The sequence below is a fragment of the Bacillus sp. hwrm1 genome (assembly GCF_040207805.1).
Classification (GTDB): Bacteria; Bacillota; Bacilli; order Bacillales; family Bacillaceae; genus Bacillus; species Bacillus velezensis.
This window is the reverse complement of sequence record NZ_CP157943.1, coordinates 3,572,592-3,595,061: the sequence shown is the minus strand read 5'-3', so window position 1 is coordinate 3,595,061 and position 22,470 is coordinate 3,572,592. Positions and strand designations below refer to the sequence as shown.

General features: G+C 36.8%; 26 protein-coding genes and 2 pseudogenes. 19 read left to right on the top strand and 9 right to left on the bottom strand.

All coding sequences use genetic code 11. The features are described from left to right. The first annotated feature begins 242 nt into the window (after nucleotides 1-242). The 3 genes and pseudogenes from ABK447_RS17990 to ABK447_RS17980 all read left to right on the top strand — a co-directional run bounded on the left by ABK447_RS17990 (nucleotide 243) and on the right by ABK447_RS17980 (nucleotide 1,623). Nucleotides 243-557, top strand: coding sequence for a MarR family winged helix-turn-helix transcriptional regulator (locus tag ABK447_RS17990; protein WP_072588824.1), 315 nt, complete (start codon nucleotides 243-245; stop codon nucleotides 555-557). Between the two features lie 161 nt (nucleotides 558-718). Further along, nucleotides 719-1,072: pseudogene (locus tag ABK447_RS17985) on the top strand (cystatin-like fold lipoprotein); the annotation flags it as partial. Between the two features lie 125 nt (nucleotides 1,073-1,197). Continuing rightward, nucleotides 1,198-1,623, top strand: a complete 426-nt coding sequence (locus tag ABK447_RS17980) for a MaoC family dehydratase (RefSeq protein ID WP_038463641.1) — start codon at nucleotides 1,198-1,200, stop codon at nucleotides 1,621-1,623. A 260-nt stretch (nucleotides 1,624-1,883) separates the two neighbouring features. Here ABK447_RS17980 and ABK447_RS17975 read toward each other — a convergent pair whose 3' ends face one another. The 3 genes from ABK447_RS17975 to ABK447_RS17965 all read right to left on the bottom strand — a co-directional run bounded on the left by ABK447_RS17975 (nucleotide 1,884) and on the right by ABK447_RS17965 (nucleotide 3,012). Continuing rightward, complete coding sequence (locus tag ABK447_RS17975; protein WP_094031527.1) at nucleotides 1,884-2,225, bottom strand: MmcQ/YjbR family DNA-binding protein; 342 nt, start codon at nucleotides 2,223-2,225, stop codon at nucleotides 1,884-1,886. A 148-nt stretch (nucleotides 2,226-2,373) separates the two neighbouring features. After that, complete coding sequence (locus ABK447_RS17970; RefSeq protein ID WP_223252771.1) at nucleotides 2,374-2,475, bottom strand: hypothetical protein; 102 nt, start codon at nucleotides 2,473-2,475, stop codon at nucleotides 2,374-2,376. 93 nt (nucleotides 2,476-2,568) lie between these two features. Beyond that, on the bottom strand, nucleotides 2,569-3,012 hold the full coding sequence (locus ABK447_RS17965; protein ID WP_015239220.1) for an Rrf2 family transcriptional regulator: 444 nt from the start codon (nucleotides 3,010-3,012) through the stop codon (nucleotides 2,569-2,571). A gap of 197 nt (nucleotides 3,013-3,209) precedes the next feature. Between ABK447_RS17965 and ABK447_RS17960 the strand changes: the two genes are divergently transcribed. The 4 genes from ABK447_RS17960 to ABK447_RS17945 all read left to right on the top strand — a co-directional run bounded on the left by ABK447_RS17960 (nucleotide 3,210) and on the right by ABK447_RS17945 (nucleotide 7,293). Then, entirely contained in the window at nucleotides 3,210-3,848 is a 639-nt protein-coding gene (locus ABK447_RS17960) for an NAD(P)-dependent oxidoreductase (RefSeq protein ID WP_038463647.1), read from the top strand. 724 nt (nucleotides 3,849-4,572) lie between these two features. Continuing rightward, nucleotides 4,573-5,148 (top strand): TetR/AcrR family transcriptional regulator, encoded by a 576-nt coding sequence (locus ABK447_RS17955; RefSeq protein WP_025284288.1) that lies wholly within the window; start codon nucleotides 4,573-4,575, stop codon nucleotides 5,146-5,148. 57 nt (nucleotides 5,149-5,205) lie between these two features. Beyond that, nucleotides 5,206-5,955: an SDR family oxidoreductase gene (locus ABK447_RS17950; RefSeq protein ID WP_012116885.1), complete on the top strand. Its 750-nt coding sequence runs from the start codon at nucleotides 5,206-5,208 to the stop codon at nucleotides 5,953-5,955. Between the two features lie 324 nt (nucleotides 5,956-6,279). Then, entirely contained in the window at nucleotides 6,280-7,293 is a 1,014-nt protein-coding gene (locus tag ABK447_RS17945) for an NADP-dependent oxidoreductase (protein WP_012116886.1), read from the top strand. A gap of 867 nt (nucleotides 7,294-8,160) precedes the next feature. Here the strand turns inward: ABK447_RS17945 and ABK447_RS17940 are convergent. After that, a complete protein-coding gene (locus ABK447_RS17940) occupies nucleotides 8,161-9,135 on the bottom strand; it encodes an NAD(P)-dependent alcohol dehydrogenase (RefSeq protein WP_012116887.1) in 975 nt (324 codons plus the stop codon). Nucleotides 9,136-9,312: 177 nt separating this feature from the next. On the opposite strand from ABK447_RS17940, the gene ABK447_RS17935 reads away from it, so the two are divergent. Next, the gene (locus ABK447_RS17935; RefSeq protein ID WP_227749573.1) at nucleotides 9,313-9,630 is read left to right on the top strand and encodes a helix-turn-helix domain-containing protein; all 318 of its coding nucleotides are present in this window, start codon (nucleotides 9,313-9,315) and stop codon (nucleotides 9,628-9,630) included. 559 nt (nucleotides 9,631-10,189) lie between these two features. Here ABK447_RS17935 and ABK447_RS17930 read toward each other — a convergent pair. Beyond that, complete coding sequence (locus ABK447_RS17930; RefSeq protein WP_052827085.1) at nucleotides 10,190-11,218, bottom strand: fatty acid desaturase; 1,029 nt, start codon at nucleotides 11,216-11,218, stop codon at nucleotides 10,190-10,192. 185 nt (nucleotides 11,219-11,403) lie between these two features. Between ABK447_RS17930 and ABK447_RS17925 the strand changes: the two genes are divergently transcribed. Both ABK447_RS17925 and cspC read left to right on the top strand, forming a co-directional pair. Beyond that, nucleotides 11,404-11,493: a molecular chaperone TorD family protein gene (locus ABK447_RS17925; RefSeq protein ID WP_157696427.1), complete on the top strand. Its 90-nt coding sequence runs from the start codon at nucleotides 11,404-11,406 to the stop codon at nucleotides 11,491-11,493. A 446-nt stretch (nucleotides 11,494-11,939) separates the two neighbouring features. Next, entirely contained in the window at nucleotides 11,940-12,143 is a 204-nt protein-coding gene (cspC, locus tag ABK447_RS17920) for a cold shock protein CspC (RefSeq protein WP_003156143.1), read from the top strand. A gap of 663 nt (nucleotides 12,144-12,806) precedes the next feature. Here the strand turns inward: cspC and ABK447_RS17915 are convergent. After that, nucleotides 12,807-13,268, bottom strand: a complete 462-nt coding sequence (locus tag ABK447_RS17915) for a CarD family transcriptional regulator (protein WP_059368304.1) — start codon at nucleotides 13,266-13,268, stop codon at nucleotides 12,807-12,809. A gap of 606 nt (nucleotides 13,269-13,874) precedes the next feature. Here ABK447_RS17915 and ABK447_RS17910 point away from each other — a divergent pair. The 8 genes and pseudogenes from ABK447_RS17910 (at nucleotide 13,875) to ABK447_RS17875 (ending at nucleotide 19,438) form a co-directional block, all read left to right on the top strand. Then, nucleotides 13,875-14,135 (top strand): metal-sensitive transcriptional regulator, encoded by a 261-nt coding sequence (locus ABK447_RS17910; protein WP_003156141.1) that lies wholly within the window; start codon nucleotides 13,875-13,877, stop codon nucleotides 14,133-14,135. A 160-nt stretch (nucleotides 14,136-14,295) separates the two neighbouring features. Next, nucleotides 14,296-14,778, top strand: coding sequence for a DsrE/DsrF/DrsH-like family protein (locus ABK447_RS17905; protein WP_012116892.1), 483 nt, complete (start codon nucleotides 14,296-14,298; stop codon nucleotides 14,776-14,778). A gap of 44 nt (nucleotides 14,779-14,822) precedes the next feature. After that, the gene (locus tag ABK447_RS17900; protein ID WP_025284291.1) at nucleotides 14,823-15,191 is read left to right on the top strand and encodes a rhodanese-like domain-containing protein; all 369 of its coding nucleotides are present in this window, start codon (nucleotides 14,823-14,825) and stop codon (nucleotides 15,189-15,191) included. A gap of 65 nt (nucleotides 15,192-15,256) precedes the next feature. Further along, nucleotides 15,257-15,826, top strand: a complete 570-nt coding sequence (locus ABK447_RS17895) for a sulfurtransferase TusA family protein (RefSeq protein WP_025284292.1) — start codon at nucleotides 15,257-15,259, stop codon at nucleotides 15,824-15,826. Next, nucleotides 15,792-16,956 (top strand): annotated as a pseudogene (locus tag ABK447_RS17890) (MBL fold metallo-hydrolase). Before ABK447_RS17895 ends, ABK447_RS17890 begins: the two are co-directional and overlap by 35 nt. 33 nt (nucleotides 16,957-16,989) lie before the next feature. Then, entirely contained in the window at nucleotides 16,990-17,217 is a 228-nt protein-coding gene (locus ABK447_RS17885) for a sulfurtransferase TusA family protein (RefSeq protein WP_003156135.1), read from the top strand. Between the two features lie 59 nt (nucleotides 17,218-17,276). Beyond that, nucleotides 17,277-18,053: a sulfite exporter TauE/SafE family protein gene (locus ABK447_RS17880; protein ID WP_094031529.1), complete on the top strand. Its 777-nt coding sequence runs from the start codon at nucleotides 17,277-17,279 to the stop codon at nucleotides 18,051-18,053. A gap of 704 nt (nucleotides 18,054-18,757) precedes the next feature. Beyond that, the gene (locus ABK447_RS17875; protein ID WP_094031530.1) at nucleotides 18,758-19,438 is read left to right on the top strand and encodes an aspartate/glutamate racemase family protein; all 681 of its coding nucleotides are present in this window, start codon (nucleotides 18,758-18,760) and stop codon (nucleotides 19,436-19,438) included. 106 nt (nucleotides 19,439-19,544) lie between these two features. Here ABK447_RS17875 and ABK447_RS17870 read toward each other — a convergent pair whose 3' ends face one another. The 3 genes from ABK447_RS17870 to ABK447_RS17860 form a co-directional block, all read right to left on the bottom strand. After that, nucleotides 19,545-20,114, bottom strand: a complete 570-nt coding sequence (locus ABK447_RS17870; protein WP_025284296.1) for a DUF2812 domain-containing protein — start codon at nucleotides 20,112-20,114, stop codon at nucleotides 19,545-19,547. Next, nucleotides 20,101-20,418 carry a PadR family transcriptional regulator gene (locus ABK447_RS17865; RefSeq protein WP_015239232.1) on the bottom strand — a complete coding sequence of 106 codons (318 nt, stop codon included), beginning with the start codon at nucleotides 20,416-20,418 and terminating at the stop codon, nucleotides 20,101-20,103. The genes ABK447_RS17870 and ABK447_RS17865 overlap by 14 nt, the downstream gene beginning before the upstream one ends. Before the next feature lie 366 nt (nucleotides 20,419-20,784). Then, nucleotides 20,785-21,750 (bottom strand): patatin-like phospholipase family protein, encoded by a 966-nt coding sequence (locus tag ABK447_RS17860; protein ID WP_094031531.1) that lies wholly within the window; start codon nucleotides 21,748-21,750, stop codon nucleotides 20,785-20,787. A gap of 216 nt (nucleotides 21,751-21,966) precedes the next feature. On the opposite strand from ABK447_RS17860, the gene ABK447_RS17855 reads away from it, so the two are divergent. After that, entirely contained in the window at nucleotides 21,967-22,443 is a 477-nt protein-coding gene (locus tag ABK447_RS17855) for a DinB family protein (protein ID WP_025284300.1), read from the top strand. Nucleotides 22,444-22,470 lie beyond the last annotated feature (27 nt).

Here is a 22,470-nt window from a genome sequence, read left to right as displayed (position 1 = left end):
CTGGAGGGCTTACTGCTTTGCAAAAGCAGCGTTGCTATTCTCGATCGTCATTATTTTATTGGTTGTGTCCTAATAATAAAACGTTGACGCAAGAACGAAGAGAAATTAAAAGGTCCGAGCAATACAGCAAAATAAGAGCAAGAAGCTTTGTTATGCCAGTTCTTCTCCCGAAGGAGAGCTGGCTTTTTATTTTCTATGGGGTCCAAAGCAGAAAACGAGAACTTGTACGCTAATCACAGTATTTGGTTCTTCTTGTTTTATGGGAGAAGGAAAAAATATCTGTTAAAGGTTTAGGCGAAGAATTATATCTAGACTCCGGAACATTAACTCCAGTTTTAAAACGACTTGAGGAGCGAGGTCTTATTATAAGAGAGCGTTCAAAAGAGGATGAACGAAGTGTAATTATTACGTTAACAACTGAAGGGAATGAGTTTAAAGAAAAAGTCACAATGATACCTAATGCAGTATTTGATAAAACCGGTTGTAATGAAGAAGAAATTAAAAGTTATAACAAGGAAATTCGTAATTTACTTAACATGCTGACAACTGAGCAATAGTTTTATGAATATAGATGGCGGGCCCAGCGGGTGAATAACCCGTGGAGGTTCAAGTGCCTCTCGGCCGCATCAATGATACCAAGGGTTTTGACACCCTTGGTATTTTTTGTTTATAGAAATTTATCTGTTACTGTCCACTTACTTATAGTAGGTCGTATGATTTGTCAGTCACCTTCATCCTTCAGCTGACTGCGTGCGGCGGTAGTAAATATGATAATGCAATTAATGATGTGATGAAGCAGGAGAAGAAAGTCAGAAAAGAAATGCGAGCGGATTCAGATGAGCACAAAAGAGATAACGTCATAATTCGTGTATATGATGACGGGAAATATATTCAACTTGCGTTTTATCAGCCAGAAGAAAGTTCTCGTAGGCTGACTGCTTATTCTTATTATGAGAAGCTTGGAGATTCTTATGAGGAAATGGCACATATGCCGGGTGATGGTGATGGCGACCGCCTTGGTCTGTATAAGAAAACACCTGATTATAAAGAGGTTAAAGGCAAGGAAACAAAAACAATGTGCTTGTTCATTCCTGATAGGGGAACAATTGTTTTACCGTTAAGTTGTTGTGTGAGAGCCAGTATGTTAAAATGCTACGTAGATTTAATAATAAAGTTTAGATTCAAGGAGATTTATTTATGAAATTGGATGAATTCACCATCGGGCAGGTTTTTCAAACTAAATCTTTTGAATTAACGAAAGAGAATATAATGAATTTTGCAGAAGTGTATGACCCACAATACATGCATTTAAATGAAGAAAAAGCAAAAATGGGCAGATTTAATGGAATTATTGCTTCTGGAATACAAACGTTATCTATTACTTTTAAGCTTTGGATTGAAGAAGGGCATCATGAAGACGATATTATTGCTGGGACAGGAATGAATAATATAAAATTCCTAGCACCCGTTTACCCTAATGATAAACTGCACACTATTGTTAAGGTTATTGATAAAAAACCAAATAAAAGCCAGACGGGGATACTTACTGTATTGTTATCTACCTATAATCAGAAAGAGGAAAAAGTGTTTGAAGGTGAGTTATCAGTATTAATTAAACGCTAAATGACCTTTGCGGCATATCATCGTCACCTTTCATTTTTTATAGGTGTCTGGATGAAATGAGCAATCATCTTAATTAATTGAGTGGACTTTGAGTCTGCTCTTTTTTATTTGTTCAACCTATTTCAAGAAACAAAGGACTCACAATAACGAAAACATCTCATAAATACAAATTTAAAAATTGCTGCCTTGAAGTTTTTTGCATATTCCTCTGTACCATTGCACCGGATGAATATCTATAATGAGCGTTCTATCCTTCGATGTTATGTTTCCTTTTTGCTTTTTGGTTTTGTCAGTTCAAAGCTGTACTTTACCATGTCATGGATTTGATGCTCTGGGAGTCCCTCATCTAAGGTAAGAGTATTCCAATGCTCCTTGTTCATATGGTATCCGGGCTTGATTTCTTCAAAAAGACCACGTAGAAAATCAGCCCTTTCAGGTTCGCATTTAAGGTTGACACATAAGTGTTCGTCGCGAGTGAAGATAAGTGCAAATATTTTCTTATTCCCTTTGTGCCGAATTGCAGTCCAACCATCTCCAAAAGGATGGTCTTCATAAGAGTTTGGAAAGGTTAGGCAGGAATCTTTTATTCCATCATAATTCATTATCAATTCACCCCATACCTCATTATTTTTATATACAGAACATATTCGTTCAAACTAAGATTTGCGGTTTCTTTTATACCAATCCGAGATTTCCTCAAGTCTTTGTTTGAACTTAGCTTCTGAACCTTGAGTTGTTGGATAGTAATACTCAACGCCCTATTAAAGAATCTGGCATCGTCTGCATTGTCGTTAATTTTTCCTTTTTATCATGAGCATATTTATATCCCTTACCGTAATCTAAATCTTTCATCAAAAGGAGCAGACTTTATGTCTGCTCTTTTTTTGTTCATGAAAAAGCCATTTTTTTATCCCCAGTCTGATAAAAGATTTTCTGTGAAATCATTTAACAATTATTGGTCAACTTTTCTTTTTCAATAATATCCTTTACCACATCCTCAATTGTGATATGCCCAAGAGCTTTTTCCAAGGCAGATTGGGCGATTTCAAATATTGGACCAATTGTACTTTGAATGTTCCGGCCTACAGGACATTGAGGATTGGGATTTTCGTGTATACTAAACAATTCTTTATCTTGAACAACATTAACTGCTCTATAAACATCAAGTAAGGTGATTTCAGTTAGATCCTTCGCTAATTCAGCCCCTGCAATACCTGGCCGAACATTTACTAAACCTGCTTTTTTCAGCATCCCCATAATTTTTCTTATGAAGGCGGGATTTGTATTTACACTTCCAGCTAAAAATTCAGAAGTGCTAATTCCGTCTTCATTTATTTCAATAAGAGCCAATATATGAATTCCTACAGCAAAACGGCTGCTAATAGACATGATTTCTTCACCATCCTCATTACTTTACACTCTTTATAGTACACTTGTAACTGAATGTATTACAAGTTCTTTTACTCTAATATGCTCAATTAACAAGATGATAAAAGTATTGACAAATAGAAAAGGTGTAACTAAAATTATTACATGTAATCAATATGGTTACATTTAAAATTTTGAATGATTAGGAGGACTTTAAATTGAAAATTGGAATCATTGGTGCAACCGGAAAAGCTGGAAGTCTTATCTTGAAAGAAGCGGTAAGCAGGGGACATGAAGTAACTGCAATTGTAAGAGATGCTGCAAAACTTAAAGAGGAAAAGATTGCAGTCATTGAAAAAAATATAATTGATCTTACATCGGATGATCTAAAAAAGTTAGATGTAGCAGTTAATGCCTTCGGTGCTCCATTAGGAGAAGAACAGGCACATGTAGATGCTGGCCGGGCATTAATTAGGGCATTAAAAGGAACGGGTACAAGAGCCGTAATTGTAGGTGGAGCAGGGAGTCTTTATGTAGACGAAAATAAAACTGTCAGTGTAATGGATACACCTGATTTCCCGGAGATTTTTATTCCGACAGCTAAAGGGCAAGGTCGTAACTTGCAAGAACTAAAGGAAACTTCTGATATTAACTGGACATTTATCAGTCCTTCAGCGGTATTTGACCCAGACGGGAAAAGAACTGGATTTTATCAGTCAGGGAAAGATCATCTTCTTGTGAATTCGAAAGGCGAAAGTTATATCAGCTATGCAGACTATGCAATTTCAGTATTGGATGAAATCGAAAATCCAAAACATATAAATGAACGCTTTACAGTTGTTGGAGAAGCTGAATAAGTGATTGAGTAGAAACAAAGGGGTACCATTAGTGTCATCGCTAATGGTATTTTCCTTCTAAGAATGTACGGAGACATTGAAAACTTTGCAAACAGAGCAGCTGATTATTTTTATGAAAAAGGGGATTTATCACGTTCCAATGAGTATTATCGAGCTGATGACAGAGTAGGTGCTTTGTGAGTTGGACCAAAAAAATATGTATAAAAAGCTCTGACTAGCAACCTTTTGGATTAGTTAGAGCTTTTTTATTTGACTGTGTTACCCAGTGTAATCCTCCGTATTGTTTAATACACTTTAGTTTGAAAATCCGGGAAACTCTTCTACAGTTCCTAGTTCGTGTCTAAAGTGTGAATATTCCAGCGGGGAACTTTACTGAAATGAGGGGTATTTTCGAAAACACACCAGTATGCTCTATGACCTGCCGTCAATGACATTAAAGAAATGATTTGATGAAAAATAAAAAGGAGCGATATTCGTTAAAATTCAGGTAGTAGCCATACATAGCCATATAAAACACATAATTAATTCTAAATTCTTTACTGATCGTTCTTAAATTTGATATACTTGAAATACGTTAGATCTAACTGTTTTGCTACTCAAAAGAGAATGATCATTCTTTAATTATTTCAGAATGAGGGAGGGATGAATGAATGTATAAGATTGTGCTTCTAGTACATCAATGATTCTCAGTCCTTTCCCTGAATATGTTCGAAGGTGGGATTACATGGCTAGAAATAAAGAATTTGATGAAAAGAAGGCATTAAGAAAAGCAATGATTCTTTTTTGGGAACAGGGCTATGAAAAAACATCCATGCAAGACTTGGTGGATCATATGGGCGTTCACCGCAGAAGTATTTATGATACATTTGGCGACAAACATACTTTATTTATGCGAGTCTTAAATCATTATGTAGAAATAATGGAAGGCCGAATGAAGAATGAAGTGAAAACAGAATTAACAGTGAAGCAGTCGATACGAAAATTATTTGAAATGGTGATTGATTCGACACAACAGCAGCCAAAAGGTTGTTTAGCTGTTAATGCAGCTGTTGAGTTATCCCTAATTGATGAAGAAGTAGCGAAAAAAACGACAGAGATTTTTATAAATACAGAAGCCTATTTATTTGATCTGCTAAAACATGGTCAAGATCAAGGTGAAATTCCTAAACACAATGACATCAAAGGGCTTTCTCAATTTATTCATAATTCACTCGTAGGAATACGAGTATTAACAAAAACGACAAATGATAAAGAGAAATTAGAAAGTATTATTAATTTCACTTTGTCGACACTAGACTAAATCTATTTTGTGATATCGATTAGTTAATTAAAAATATGGTTTCGAGGAGAGAATGATATGAAATACACAGTTATTACAGGAGCAAGTTCAGGTATAGGATATGAAACTGCATTGGAATTTGCTGCTCGCGGCAAAAACTTAATTATTGTAGCTAGAAGATTAGAGAAATTAGAAGGGCTTAAATCAGTAATTCATAATATAAATCCTGATTTAGATGTTATTATTCATACAAGTGACCTATCGATAACAGATCAGGCATACACACTGTATAACAGTTTAAAGGAGTATCAAATTGAGACGTGGATTAATAATGCTGGTCTTGGTGAATCTTCTTCTGTGACGGACCAGAATTTAGAGAAAGTAGAATCCATGTTACGTCTTAATATAGAGACGTTGGCGATTCTTTCCACACTATTTGTGCGAGATTATTCTCATGTAGAGGGAACACAATTAATTAATGTATCCTCCGCACTTGGATATGCGACTTATATTGGTGGTATTACCTATTCTGCATCTAAATATTTTGTTAGTGCATTTACAGAAGGGCTTGCAAAAGAACTGGAGCTTAAAAGTGCAAAAATGAAGGCAAAAGTTTTAGCACCAGCAGTGACTGAAACAGAATTTGAGAAAACTGCACAGGATGTAGAAGAATTTGATTACAAAAACTTTATGCCAATGTATCACACAGCTAAGCAAATGGCTGGTTTTATGATGGAACTTTATGACAACGATAAAGTCGTAGGTATTGTAGATGAAAGCTACAATTTCAATTTAAGAGATCAAATCTATCCAATACTAGGCGTTTAATGTATTAACAAAAATAACGTGTTGGGGTGGCTGATAAACATAGGTTCTTTGCAGTAGCGATTCAAAAAGTTTAATTATTTGAGAATGAACGTTCTAAAAGACAACAGTCCCAATTGAATAAAAAGATAATTTTGTGAGTATTTAAGGTTTAGGTGGTGGGTTGATCTTAAAATAAGGTTCCCTCCACCTAAACGATTGGAATAATATAAGATCTTTATAAAAAGAATTATATTGAGGGTAGAAAAATGAAGTAGACAGTGAAAATAATAAAAATAAGGTAAAGAAACTTAATAAAAGCAACTCAACGGAAGGGTGCTAATAAAAATGGAAACACTCATGAGAGCTGCTCAGATCACCAAATATTCAAAAAATCCCCATGTCCAAATTAATGAAATTCCAATTCCAGAGATCGCTGACAATGAAGTCTTGGTAAAGGTCAAAGCTGCGGCGGTCAATCCACTCGAAATGTTAATTATTACAGGTAGCGTGAAACTGATTCAAGATTATGAATTCCCATTAACGCTTGGTAATGAATTGACAGGTGTTATCGAAAAAGTCGGAAAAAAAGTGACAGAATTTCACGTAGGAGATGCCATCTATACACGTCTCCCTCTCGAAAAAATTGGTGCTTTTGCGGAATATGCTGCAATTGACGCTGCCGCAATTGCACCCATGCCCAAAAATTTGTCTTACGTGGAAGCCGCTGCTGCACCACTGGCTGGACTCACAGCGTATCAAGGTCTACATGAAGAACTGGAGGCAGAGTCAGGTAAAGCTGTTTTCATTCCAGGTGGATCAGGCAGCTTTGGTCAAATGGCGGTACCAATCGCAAAGGCAATGGGCCTAAATGTCATTGTTAGTGGCAGCTCAGAAGCGCGCGAACGCACTTTGGAAATGGGTGCAGTCCAATATTTGGATTATACAATAGAAAACTATGTTGACTTGTTGTCGAATGTGAATTACGTAATTGATACATTGGGACCTAAAGAATTTGACAGTGAATTGAGTATCATCAAACCGGGCGGAAGATTGCTCTCTCTCCGTACAGGACCAAATAAACGTTTCGGAAAAGACCGAAATTTCCCATCGTGGAAACAAATGCTATTTTCCCTTGCTGGCGCAAAGTATGATCGCAAAGCCAAGAAACAAAACGTGGAATACCATTTTATCTTCGTTCGTTCTGACGGCGCACAACTTAAAGAGATTACCAAAATCATTGAAGAAAACAACATTGTTCCAGCAATTCATCCAACACAATTCACCATAGACAATGTAAATGAAGCGCTAGAACTAGTCGCAAATGGACGGCCAAAAGGGAAAGTGATTATTCAATTTTAAGGGGAATACGAAGAAAGCAGTCATTAAAGTCGAGATCGTTTATGCAAAGGATTTTGAAAGGCAATAATAAGGTGTTACAAACCGCGAGTTCTGCTGATTAAGAAATGGAAAGATAAAAACCTAGATCAAATCATAGAAAAACTTCATCAAGCCGGAGTTCATTATAAAACATGGAGAACTAGCTATTTCAATTGTTCTTATAAAAAATGTTGAAATGTAATTAAGTTAGGCGGTTACTCTAATAGACATGTCACCAGTAACAAGACATTAACTGTCTTGAAATGAAAACCTACTCCATTTTTACTCCCAAATAAAAATAAATCGAAGTAAACACTCATAATCAAAATAAACAAATGCTGATATTATAGGCTTTTGTAATTCATAATAAAGAATCACTTTATTGTGGGCCCAGCGGGTGAATAACCCGTGGGTTCAAGTCCTCTCGGCCGCATACCAATAATACCAAGGGTTTGACCACCTTTGGTATTATTTTTTTGTGCGGAAAATACAGCTATGGGAGAAGACTTGCTTACCAAAACTTTCTAGGTTGAGGGCTTAGTGAGGTTAAACCCGTGGAGGTTCGACTCCTCTCAACCGCATATATGAAGTAATCCAAAAGACCAAACTCACAAGAGTATTGGTCTTTTTTGTTAATTGAAATTACAGATTTTCCACTATACCTTTTTCGGTTATTCATACTATTCTTGGTACTGGTGAAAAGACGATCTATATTATAGCGGCTAAAGTACTGAATGCATCAGCAAATTGAGTTGATCTCAATCCATCTAAAGCCCCGCCTAATAACGCCGCAAATGGAGCAACGCCTTTTACAAGAAATGAGCGTCCATTTTATCCTGAAATGATGGTTTATTTTTTATCAAGTAAATTTATGATACGTTTTCCTCGTCCACCTCCAGCTTCTAAGGAATGATGAGCTTTGGCAACATCAGATAAAAAATAAATGCTATCAATAACTGGTCTGACCTTGTTGGAATCTACATAAGATGCTAATTCTTTTAGAAGTTCATTTTTGGGATTTGCGCTGAATGTGCGAACTCTACGAGAACCGAAAGTAGTTGAAGCTAATATATATATGAAGGACGAAAAACTAGGAAATCCAATAGTAACCATTCTACCGTTCTTTGCAAGCAAGCGCCTATAATGTTTGAGGTCAGTTCCCACTGTGTCCATGACTACATCAAACTTTTTAAGATCAGTAGGAGATGTTTTTTTATAATCAAATACTTCGTCTGCACCTAGCTCTTGAAGAAAAGTAAGATGTTTTTCGTTTGCAAGAGCAGTTACATGAGCACCCAACATTTTGCCAATTTGAATCGCAATGCTTCCGACTCCTCCACTTGCACCACGTACAAGTAACTTTTCGCCTTTTCTAAGTTTCGTTTTATATTTTAAGGCAATAATTGCAGTAACACCTACACCAGGCAATGCCGCGGCTTGTAAGAGATCAACCTTTGTAGGAATTTTAGATATTTTCTCAGGTGATATAGCTACATATTCAGCGGCACTACCAATTTGGCTCCTTAAATTCATAGGAAGAACTCCCCACACTCTATCACCTAATTGATAATTTTTTACGTTCGATCCTACCTCAACAACCTCACCAGAAAAGTCTGCCCCTGTTCCTTTTGGGAATTGATTACCCGTTAATAGTTTCAGCTTGCCTGATCGAAATAGCGTATCCATAGAGTTTACACTCGACCCATGTACACGAATGAGTACTTCTCCAGTTTCTATAACAGGTTTTGATATAGAATCTTCAAAAAGAACATTCGGTGATCCATATTTAGTATATTGTGCAGCACGCATCTTTTCACTTTTCATTTACTCACTCCATCTCCTTGAAAAAGTATAAACTTGAAGGGTTTTATGATCAATTTAGCTCTCTAATACATGGGTGACAGGGTTTACATATTTGATTATAATAAATGGAAAAGATTTAACAAGTACTCAATATAAACTGACTAAGTAAGGAAAAACTGACTAAGGAGTGGATAAAATATGACTGAAAGTGAGCTAAATAAAGCGATAGCTCCAGCAAGTTATGCATTAAATATATTAGCGGGAAAATGGAATTTAAAAATCTTAGCTGTACTATGTAGTTACAATGATATTCGATATAATGAGTTAAAGCGTAAAGTGTATGGAATTACAGGAACAATGCTCAATCAATCATTAAAGGACCTGATTGAATACGGAATTGTTCAACGAGTTCAGTATAATGAAGTTCCATCAAGAGTAGAATATTCATTGACTAGGGCAGGACTAGAGCTGAACCCTATATTTGAACACTTCTTTTATGGGGCGAAAACCAATTAGAAAAATCAAAGTCATAATAAAATGAATATACAAAGAAAACGATGATCACGAGTAGAATAACAAAATAAAAATTAATTGTAAATAAATGTTTTTTTATTTGTAGAAGAGATTGGCGAATTCATTTCAATTATAAACTGATAGAAGTATGAACAAGGTGATTCAAAAACGAACGTTTTGACAATATTAATATGATTGTTCGATATTATAATAATGATTATTCTTTGGAGGGTTTCCGAGTGGTGAAGTATTAGGGAATTTTAAGTCTTCAAGATGGCTGATAAAGTAATAAAAACGAGTAAATGTGTGCAATGGATATAAGTAAATGAAGGATATAACATGGATGCACCCAATTGAGGGCCCAGCGGGTGAATAACCCGTGGGTTCAAGTCCTCTCGGCCGCATCCTAATGATACCAAGGGTTTTGACACCTTTGGTATTTTTTTGTTGTAAGTGCATGTGGCATTAAAAAAGTGCTGACCTCTGCACAAAATCTTTGCGCGAGTCTCCACTTTTATTATGCAAGATACACTGCCCATTATCATCGATTATGGGCGTTTATTTAATCCGTTCTTAGCCGAGCTGATACCTGGTTTTTAGAAGTTTTTTTTAAGTGGGTAAAACCAACAAATTTTTTGCCTTCTTCATCCCATAGTCGGAACTTTAACGACTTAATACTTGTTGCCAGTGTGATGGTCGGAACGTTTTGCAATGGTTCGGTGTTGTTATGCACGATTTCAAGCTTATAGTTTGGGACTCTTGGGCTTAAATGATGAACATGATGGAAACCGATATTGCCTGTTAACCATTGCATGACTTTTGGAAGCTTATAAAAAGAGCTTCCTTCAACGGCTGCTTTTACATATTCCCAATGCTCATCTTCTTCGAAATATGAATCCTCAAACGTATGCTGAATATAAAACATCCAAATTCCGAGGGATCCCGAGATCATAAAAATTGGCGTCTGGACCAGCAGAAAGGTTTGCCAGCCGATAGCCCAACATAAAAGTGCTGCCAAAGCGACGATCCCCAGGTTTGTTACATATGTATTCATCCGTTCTTTGCGTTTTGCTCCTTTACGATTAAAACGATTGGTAATCCCGAAGACGTAAATCGGTCCGATAATAAACATAACAAACGGATTTCTGTACAAACGGTACATTATTTTTGTCTTAGTTGAGGCTTCTTTATATTCCTCAACAGTCAGTACCCAAATATCGCCCGTACCGCGTTTGTCCAGGTTGCTGCTTGTCGCATGATGGACAGAATGATCGTGTGCCCAATGATCAAACGGATGCAGAGTCAGAATTCCTGTAATTGTTCCAAGGATTCGATTCGCCTTTCGGTTCTTAAAAAAGGAATAGTGGCAGCAATCATGAAAGATGATGAAGGTTCTTACTAAAAAACCTGCTGCAACGACAGAAATGGCTAATGTAAGGAAATAAGAAATGGACAAGCTCTTATATGCCAAATACCATAGCAGGAAAAATGGCACCAATGTGTTAATGATTTGACATATACTTTTTTGTAAATCGGATTTTTCATAGGGTGTAACCAGTTTTCTCAAAGTCCTTAGGTTTTGTTCATTCATTTTTTAAAAATTTCCCCTTCCCTGATGTTCTTCTATGTATCGAAAACGTTTGTCTTTGAAGTCACAGCGTCATACACCATAGATGATAAGTATCTTTCCCATTTGTTTGTGAAATTATTGGAAATGAGATACTTTTTTCCAGGCCGATTAAATCTTTATTAGCAGAACCAGCCGGAATACAAAAGGTGTATGAAGATTATACCCAGCTCTTTATCGGGCCAAACTCTCTCCATGCTCCCCAATGTGAATCGGTTTATTTAGACCGTAAACTTTGATTGTTTGAGGAACAAACATGACAAGTTAATACCGTTAAAATAGAGGTATACCTGAGTGATCGTTTGGAAACATCTGCAGAAACAAAGCTATACCAGTGAACAGCCAAGAATATTTTGTACTTGAACAAGAAACAGCTGAGCTTTTTAAAGAAATCTTTAACAATCAATATGAAGTACTGGGTTTGAAGGCACTCGTGATTCATTTTCACGGTGTTTTCAAACCATAGCTATTAATAGGCATCTTATTTTGCACTGGTATCGACAGGTTTAACAAATAAAACATGAATGAACACATTATTAATTTGCAGTTATTTCCGTTTCGTGCTATGATAAAGGAGAATTATTTTTGTTCGTGTAAAGGATAGTATGAATATCGACTTTTCGTCTTGATGATACTTTGGGCAAGGATAGTAATACAATGTGTAACACACTAGGAGGCAACAAAAATGGAACAAGGTACAGTTAAATGGTTTAATGCAGAAAAAGGTTTTGGATTTATCGAACGTGAAAATGGAGACGATGTATTCGTACACTTTTCTGCAATCCAAAGTGACGGATTCAAATCTTTAGACGAAGGTCAAAAAGTAACGTTTGACGTTGAGCAAGGTGCTCGTGGAGCTCAAGCTGCTAACGTTCAAAAAACTGCTTAATCTTCAATCGTTTATACAAACAGGCTCTTTATATAGGGCCTGTTTTTTTATGTTCTCTGTATCATACCGAATAAAAAAACCCTACTCAACGTTCGAGTAGGGACAGTTGCTACAAGGTAAGAAAAAGGTTTAAAACCTCAAAGGATTGTTTACAGTATAACATACCGGATTGACGATATGTGGAATATATATAAATGATTTGTTTTTATGTTCTCAAGATAACTGTATGTTATTCTTTGTTACAATTCGCATATCTCTTTTATGAAAAGAAGATAACCACCTGCTATTCACTGTGGAAGCAGATGTAAGAAATTCTTAAAGATAAAGAGGGGAGTGGTTGTTTTTTCTTCTGGAAATAATCACTTAGACCTAAAACAATGAAAGCCCTGCCTCTCTTCCATCCTTACGGCTCCTTGTCCGTGCCAGTGTGAATCAGGATTACAAAAATCAAGTGACTATTTCATCGGGTTTTTTGATAAAACATCAAATGTTCGTTGAAGAAATTTTTAATAATAAAAACAGATTAGATTGTAGGAATAATAAAAGAGGTTAATGTTCTAAAAGTAAGTTGATGAAGTTAAGCGTCTTCGAAATATTTTAATCGTAATATTCCGAAAACTCGTGGGTGCTTTTTGGAATGCAAAACATTATTTAAAATTAACCTTAGCAGAAACTTTTCATTTGTTTTTCAGTGATTCCTTTAATGACTTCCAGTTCACTAATCAAAAATTCATATGCATGATCCAACATTTTTTTTTCGCTTGAATTAAGTGCTTTTTCTTTCTTCATTCGCATTAAATCACGTACAACTTCAGCGCCTTCTTGTATTTCACCCGTTTTTATTTTGTTCGTGTTTACTATATACCTTTGCTTCCATGGCAGTAACTTATCTGATTCTCCATGCTGAAAAATGTGTATAATGTGTTTTAATGCACGTATATCAGTAACTGGCCGTATATTTGAACTCAATATTTTACGCGTTGGAATCATAACTGTCATATTACTGATTGACATTCTTATGACATAATACTGTTGTTTTTCCTCTAAGAATTGTTTTTCTTCTATGGCTTCAATTGTACCTGCTCCGTGCATTGGATAAACAATGTTATCGCCAATTTGAAACATATAATCCACCTCCATATATGGGAACTTAACTTAAGGTTATCATATATGGAGTGAGATATCAAATTTTTAATGATAACATGGTCATTTATTTGTGTCAATATTTTTTTAAAAAAAACAACATCAAAACAAGAGGGAACCTGTGGGATTCCCAAAAAAGGAAAGATCAATTCAATTGGTCCGTGTATATCTTGGAATCTCGACTAATTAACAGAGATCAGTTTTTCGTTGAAAATGAGTTATTAAATCTCCTTTAGGAGTTCATGACTTGACATCAATGACAGCAATTGAATCCTAGATTTGTTTGCTTTTTTACTTTTTCGATGTCTTCTTCTCCTCAAGGATACCAATCATACAATTAAGAGCATGTTAAGTAAATATGGAGACTTCTTGTGATTAATCTTTTGGGTTTAACGTAAAACAGGTGGGTACTAATATTAACTCTTTATAATCATTCTCATGCCGTCTTGAAAATTGACAGTATACCTGTAAGGGTATAATATTGATTCACAAACATTATCTAGTTAATAATGTAGTGTGATAAAGCATAGTATGAAGTGATAGTTGATAACATGCAAATATATAAATTTCAAAGAAGGAGTTCAACGCATGGAATATGATCAAAAGATTAAAAATCGCTTACGCCGGATAGAAGGACAGATAAAAGGTGTATTGACCATGATGGAACAAGGAAAAGATTGCAGAGAGGTTGTGACCCAACTAGCTGCTTCACGTAATGCGATCGATCGAGCAATGGGTTTGATTGTGAGCACAAACCTTGAACATTGTGTTCGTGAAAGTTTAGAAAAGGGAGAAGACACACAACACTTAGTAAAAGAAGCGGTCGACTTATTGGTAAAGAGCCGATAAAAAAATTCATCAACCTATCATCTTTAAGGTTGACGGATTTTTATATTTATTATAATATACCCCTACCGGTATTTTGGATTGAATAATAGGAGATCTTTCGAAAAAAATTTTAATTCTAATATACCCCCAGGGGTAATAGTGGTTAGTCAGGAGAATAAACATGACAAAACAAACAAAACGCACAACAATTGTTTTATTTAGCGGCGAATATGACAAAGCAATGGCAGCCTATATTATTGCAAATGGTGCAGCTGCCTACGATCATGAAGTGACGATCTTCCATACGTTTTGGGGATTAAACGCTTTACGTAAAGAAGAGCTGATTCCAGTGAAAAAAGAATTTCTTGAAAAAATGTTTGGAAAGATGATGCCTCGCGGTGCTGATAAGATGGGTTTATCTAAAATGAACTTTGCAGGTATGGGCCCTAAAATGATTAAAAATGTGATGAAAAAGCATAATGCACTTACGTTGCCTCAGTTGATTGAGATGGCTCAAGAACAAGGTGTAAAGCTCGTAGCTTGTACGATGACAATGGATCTTCTTGGTTTACAGGAAAAAGAACTATTAGATGATATCGACTATGCTGGTGTAGCTGCTTATTTGGCAGATGCTGAAGAAGGCAATGTCAACTTATTTATCTAATGTTATCCATTGCAAATTGAATAAGTGAAGGGGGTTATAACACTATGAATAGCGGAGTAATGTTCAATACTTTACTCATTTTATTTTTACTTTGGATCGTATTTCGACGTTTTTTCCCATTGCATGGTGTTAAACAAATAACAACTGCTGATTTAAAGTCAGAGCTGAAAAATAAAGACAAACAGTTTATAGATGTACGAACACCTTATGAGTTCCGCACAAGGCATATTAAAGGGTTCAAAAATATTCCTTTGTCTATCTTGCCTCGTCAAACTCATCAGCTTTCGAAAGACAAAGACGTCTTTGTGATCTGCCAAAGCGGAATGAGAAGTGTAAAGGCAAGTAAAATATTGAAGAAACAAGGGTTTAAAAATATCACAAATATAAAAGGTGGTATGAATACATGGTATTAACATCCAGAGAGTAACTTTTTGCATATTTATATACCCCCACCCCTATATAAGAAAAGGAGGAAAAAATCGTGAAAGCAAATATTGTATTAGACGCTAAAGGCTTGTCATGCCCAATGCCTATCGTAAAAACAAAGAAGAAAATAAAAGAATTAAAAGCTGGTGACATATTAGAAATTCAAGCAACAGATAAAGGATCGGCGGCAGATCTGCAAGCATGGGCAAAAAGCTCAGGCCATGAATATCTAGGTACTGAAACAGAGGGAGAAGTCCTTTGTCACTTTCTTCGAAAAGGAGGAGAGCATTCATCAGAAAATGCATCTTCAATTCCTGAGATTTCATTAGAAGCTTTCACACAGAAAGTGGATCGTGATGAGTCTCTTCACATTTTAGATGTACGAGAGATAGAGGAGTATGAAGAAGCCCATATCCCCGGAGCGGTGCATATCCCTCTTGGCGAAGTGGAAAAGCGCTCTAACGAATTAAACAAAAATGATGAAATTTATATTATTTGCCATTCAGGAAGAAGAAGTGAAATGGCAGCTCACACCATGAAAAAACAAGGTTTTAAAAAGGTTATTAATGTTATTCCCGGTATGCGGGATTGGACAGGTAAAACAGAAAAAGGAGGTATGTAAACATGACCGTGCAAGCACTTACCGCAAAAGAAGTCACACAAAAAATCTTTCACAAAGAATCTTTATTTATTTTGGATGTACGTAATGAAAATGATTTTAGCGATTGGAAGATTGAAGGACATTATTTTGACCATTTAAATGTACCGTATTTCGATCTTTTAGATGGCGTAGAAGATATCTTGGAGAAAATTCCTTCTGATAAAGAAGTGCTGGTCGTTTGTGCAAAAGAAGGTTCATCTGTCATGGTATCCGAAATGCTTTCTGAAGCAGGTCATTCTGTATCCTATCTTAAGGGCGGAATGAAAGCATGGAGCGAACATTTAGAGCCGGTAAAAGTCGGGGATTTAAAAGATGGCGGTGTGATGTATCAGTTTGTTCGTATCGGTAAAGGCTGCCTGTCATACATGGTCATCTCCAATGGTGAAGCAGCGATTATTGATGCGACACGTATGGCAGATATTTTTATAGACTTTGCGAAAGAGAAGGGCGCGGAGATTACTCACGTATTTGATACACATCTTCACGCAGACCATATTTCAGGCGGCAGAGTCATAGCTGAAAAAACAAAAGCAACCTACTGGTTACCACCGAAGGATGCAGAAGAAGCGGTATTTGATTATCAGCCGCTGGAAGAAGGCAACGATATTGTCATTGGAAACACAAAGATTGGCATTCAACCGATTTATTCACCGGGGCACACGATTGGTTCCACTTCTTTCATTGTCGATGATCAATATCTTCTTTCAGGTGATATCTTGTTTATTGATTCAATTGGCAGACCAGACTTAGCCGGTATGGCAGAAGATTGGGCGGGAGATTTAAGAACAACGCTTTATAGCCGTTACAACGCGTTATCAAAGGATTTAATTGTATTACCGGCACACTTTATGATCATTGACGAGCTAAATGAGGATGGAAGTGTTGGTAAAAAACTACGTACATTATTTAGCGAGAACCATGGTTTGAACATTGCGGATGAAAGAGAATTTAGACACCTAGTAACAGATCATTTGCCTCCGCAGCCAAATGCATACCAAGAGATTCGGGAAACAAACATGGGGAAAATCAGCCCAAATGAAGAAAAACAGCGTGAAATGGAGATTGGTCCAAACCGCTGTGCAATACGGTAACACAAATTTCTATTAAAAAGAGGAGAGATGAACATGAAATCAGATAAAGTATTAGACGCAAAAGGCCTGGCATGCCCAATGCCAATCGTCAGAACAAAGAAAGCGATGAATGAACTGGAATCAGGTCAAATATTAGAAGTGCATGCAACAGATAAGGGAGCTAAAAATGATCTTGCAGCTTGGTCTAAATCAGGCGGGCATGACCTTTTAGAGCAAACTGATGAAGGCGATGTATTGAAATTCTGGATTAAAAAAGGTTAATGAATGTGAAAGGGTATCGAATACAAAGATGCCCTTTTTCTTTGAAAGGAGGAACCAAAATGGATATTGCCTTTATCACAACTCTTTTCATTATAGGGTTTATTGGTGCCTTTATTTCCGGAATGATAGGTATTGGCGGATCAGTTATTAATTATCCAATGTTATTATACATTCCTTCTTTAGTGGGAGTGATGTCATTAACTGCCCATGAAGTTTCAGGGATAGGGGCTATTCAAGTTTTCTTTGCGACACTTGGCGGTGTTTGGGCTTATCGTAAGAGTGGTCTTCTAAATAAAGCATTAATTATGTACATGGGAAGCAGCACCCTTGTAGGGAGTGTATTGGGGAGTTACTTTTCTCATTATATATCTGAAAAAGGAATTAACTTTATATACGGAATTCTGTCTATACTAGCAGTTATTTTAATGTTTATACCTAAAAAAGGACAAGAACATAGCGAAGACGAAGAAGTGATATTTATTAAATGGTTGGCTTCGTCCCTAGCGTTTATCATTGGTGGCGTATCAGGTATTTTAGGAGCTGGCGGCGCCTTTATCCTAGTCCCCATTATGTTATCGATTTTAAATATCCCTGTTAGAATCACAGTCGCTTCATCTCTTGCGATTACATTTCTTTCATCTATTGGCGCAACAGTTGGAAAAGTAATCACGGGCCAGGTTCTTTTTGCACCGGCTCTGGTTCTTATGATTGCTAGTTTAATTGCTTCTCCTATTGGCGCATCTGTTGGGCAAAAAGTAAATACAAAATTCCTGCAATGGATTTTAGCGTTATTAATAAGTGCGACAGCTATTAAAATTTGGTTAGAGCTCCTTTGATATGAGTCAGCGGGTAAAATGAAAGATTAGAAGATTCATCACTCCTTGGTTTCTTATTCATGTTATAACACTTGCTCACGTTCAATAAATGTTTCAAGTGCTTGATGAAATTCTTTTTGATAATGGTGACTTGGGCAAGTCTTGACTATAGTACCGTGAAAAACATTTGACTTAGTTGCGTCCAGTGTTTTATTTAGGACAGCGTTATGGGACACTATAAACCTGTACGTTTTAAAACGAAGATGGTGATTTTAACAAACATGGAACCCAAGACATGTCATGTAACTTTCTGGTGACGAAAAAAACGACTCCATTTTTACTCCACAATATGAATAAATCTTTGTAAATAACATGATCAATATAAACAAACACTAATATATAAAGGTTTTGTAATAGGTAACACAGTTTCACTTTATTGAGGGCCCAGCGGGTGAATAACCCGTGAAGGTTCAAGTCCTCTCAGCCGCATCACAATGATACCAAGGGTTCTGACACTTTTGGTACTTTTTTGTTTGCAGCTGCCCCGTTACCTAAAGCAAGTCGTCTGGTTTGCCAGCTATCTTTTTTAAAGTCCCTTTTTCGATTAATGAAATGATAAAATAGGAGAAGACAGCCAAAAAGAAATGAGAGCAGATTCAGATGCGTAACACAAGAATAACTCATCGTGATCGTATTCGTACACATTTTTACAGAGGAGGACAATTATGATTGGAATACTGGCAGGAATGGGGCCAAAATCTACTGGGCCATTTGTAGATAAGGTAGTAGACGAGTGCCAAAAAATATATGGAGCAATACATGACATGGATTTCCCTCATATGATGATTTATTCTTGTCCGACTCCTTTCTATATGAATAAACCTCTCAATCATACGGACATGGAAAAGGCAATTATTGAGGGGGCTGTAAAGCTTGAAAAAACGGGTGTTGATTTTATTGCAATCCCATGTAATACCGCACATATCTATTTTAATCAAATAAAAAAATCGCTTTCAGTCCCTTTACTAAACATGATTGATGAAACCATAAAAAAAATACCTAAAGGCTCCAAAAAAGCAGCTCTTTTAGCCACTGTTCCTACGGTTCAATCTGGAATATTTCAAGAAGCGTTAAACAGAGAAGGTTATGATTTTTTACATCAAGATAGTTGGCAAATCTATGTCGATCACATAATAGAAAAGATTAAACAAGGTAAAATCAATGAGGCTCGTACATTATATGATGAATTACACCGTGAATTAGCAGAAAAGGTTGATACGGTTATCATTGCATGTACGGATTTAAATATGGTCACGGATCAAAAAAGCAGCGAACTTACCTTTGTTGATTCATCAGCCTGTCTTGCTCAAGCCATTGTAAATAAGTATGTATTATTAACAAAATAAGCCGTCTGATTTATCAGCAAATTCAGGGCGCTTTTTTTCCGTTAAAGCGCCCGGCTTCGGCAAATACATGATCCTCGATTACTTCTTTGAATGTAACTTCCCCGCGTTATTGTTCTTTTAACATTGAATACTTTCGATACGCTTTATAGAAACTGCAGCCAAATAGAACAGCCATAAGGGCGGGAAGCGACCTCAAAAGGGCAAATGGAGTTTCAAATAAAAATGCTTTCCAAAACATTGCGCTTTCCATACTCCACAGACCTTCAGTTAAATACAAACCTGAATCCTTGTAAATCAAATAAGAATAAAACAAGCACAGTAAACCAAAACAAGATGAAAAACTCATTAGTCTTTTATAATAATTACTCTTTGATTGGCGATCCGAGAAGATTTCATTTTGATCATCATCTTCTTTTTGCCAATATCGAGTTCCGCTAAGCCATGGGCTGTTTATATAACTCCAGCCGAAGTCTTCATAGATCTCTTTGTAGTCTTTGAACTTTTTCTTTGATAAATAATCTTGATAATCCAGTCGCATCACATATTTTTTGTCGGTTTTTTCGAAAGTGTATATTCCTAATCCGCTGATATTTGTACAGCGATAGCCTTTTTGTAGGTGCTCGTTCAGCCATTGCTCCTCTTTTTCAATATCAAAAAACATCTTAAATGTCTTCATTCGATTCACTTCCTTCGTGCAGGGATAAAATATGAAGTAATCTGTTTTGTTCCATTTTCAAAATGGCGCTTCCTTCCGCAGTTATCATATAAACTTTTCTCCGGCCCGATTCTCCGACAGGTTCAATCCAGCCATGCTTATTCAAGTTTTCAATCGCGCCGTATAATGTGCCGGCTGCTAAAATAACAGTTCCGTTACTCATCTTTTCGATCTTCTGCATGGCGGCATAGCCATGAAGCGGCTCCCGCAGAGCTAATAAAATATAATGCATGGTTTCAGACAGCGGTAATAATTTATGTTTCATATCCTCATCCTCTATTCAGTCTGACTATATAGTTAAACTTAATACAGTTCAACTGAATAGTCAATGGTCTTTTCAAAATTTGTCAAAGGAACTTGAAAATCAAATCTAAAAAGTCGCTTTTCTTACGTAATGGGAAGCGACTACTGAGTAGTCCTATTCAATTAAATGGCCCGATTGTTGGATGTAATGCTTAACTTCAGTGCTTGAAATGCCGGGTGGTAATAAGCTAAGCTTTCACTTTATCGAATGCCCAGCGTATAAACACCCCGTAAAGGTCCAAACCCTCTCGGCCGCATTAAAAATACCAAGGGTTTTGAGTCCCTTGGTATTTTTTGTTCATTGAATTATTATAAACTTCTAACTTACTTAATGGTTGTTGTTCCAGTTTTTCTCTATAAATGTATTCACAGGCTGTAAGTTGGTTTTGTTCGCAATTTCAATGACAGCGGGAACCACGGAAGGGTCTGTTTTGGAGAAGTTAGGAATCCGCGGATCTAACCGGAAAAAGCGATCTCCCAGCAGATTCGCGCTGACCATGGATTCATAGTAGCCATTTCCGCCGGAGATCATCTGAAGAAATGGCAGTAATGGTTCATTAGGCGACCTGTCCAAAAGGACTCCCCAATTTGGAGGAAGGTCCTTCAGATTTTCGGGACGTATGTTATCCGCACTCACCATTCCCCATCCCCTCGTATCTCTTCTTAACCGAGTCGGGGCTTCACCTGTACCGATGGATAGCGCCGCAATTTGATCCAGTGGCACGTTGGCTTTACCAACCGCAAACGCGATACTGGCCGTACTGGGGTTCGTTGCCACTACATATCCGTCCACGTAGTTTTGATAGGCTCGCTGCGTCGCGGGAGCACCGCTGCTCCGCAGTATGACATCACTCACTTTCTCATTTAAATAGGGAGAGCCGGGAAAGTTGTGAAATAATACGGGCGTCCAACGATCCAGTGCTGGGGAGTATAATTTGAATGAAGGGACAACAATTCGTTTTCTTACATCTTTAAGACGAAGGCCTGGCGGGAAAAAGTTTCGTACCGCTTTAATAAAACCGGAATATGGTAATTGTTGATTGAAAACAGGTCCGCCCGGCCGGGAAGTGCTGAATGCGGGCAGGATTTCATCCTCAAAATACTGAAGTGTTTCCTTCGGAGATCTTCCGCTTGCTAATGCAAGGGCAGTAAATGAACCGATTGAATTTCCCGCAAATACATGGGTTCGGCTTATTAATGCTGGATTTTCTTCAGCTAGTCTGTTCAATAGTTGTAAACTTAAAGCACCTAAGGTACCGCCCCCGTCAAAGGTCATGATCCGATACTTTGCCAAAGCTGATTTCTCCTTTCTGATGAAAACTATCATTCAGTATATGTTCAACCAGAGTCTACTGTATGGATGAATGAATATCTCATACCATAAAAATTGCTCAATTTATCAATCTAACGGGGTGGGAAAGAAAATATTTTTAAGTTTAAGAGGCAGATCATGAAGGTATTCCATGGGAAGAAGGAGAATAGGTTATAAAAATAAAAGGGGGAAAAATATTTGAATACGATTGACCTTATCGTTTTACATTTTGAAGAGGTGAGACGGCGAAGCATCAAGTTATGGACAGCTATACCTGAGGAAAAAATGGACTGGCGCCCGGATTCCGAAGCCATGTCGTGTAAAGAAATGATAAGACACATATTAGAAGCGGAATTTCTTTATCATCAAATTTTAATGAAAAACATGAGTGAGTTTTCAGAGGAAACTATTAATCCTTATGAATCAAAAATGTTTACCACTGTAAGCGAAGAATTAGAATTTGCAAAACCGTATCGGGCCGAGTTTTTGACATTCATCAAATCGTTAAACGAAACAGATTTAACAAATATAAAGATTGACAGGTCTGATGTTGGATATATTCGCGAACTAGGAGACATGTTATTAAGAATCGCTTACCATGAGTCCGTACATACCGGTCAGCTTTTAGATTATCTCAGAACTGCTAAGGTTGACAGGCCTTTAATTTGGGACTAGTTAAATGATAGAGTTTTACAAGGAAAG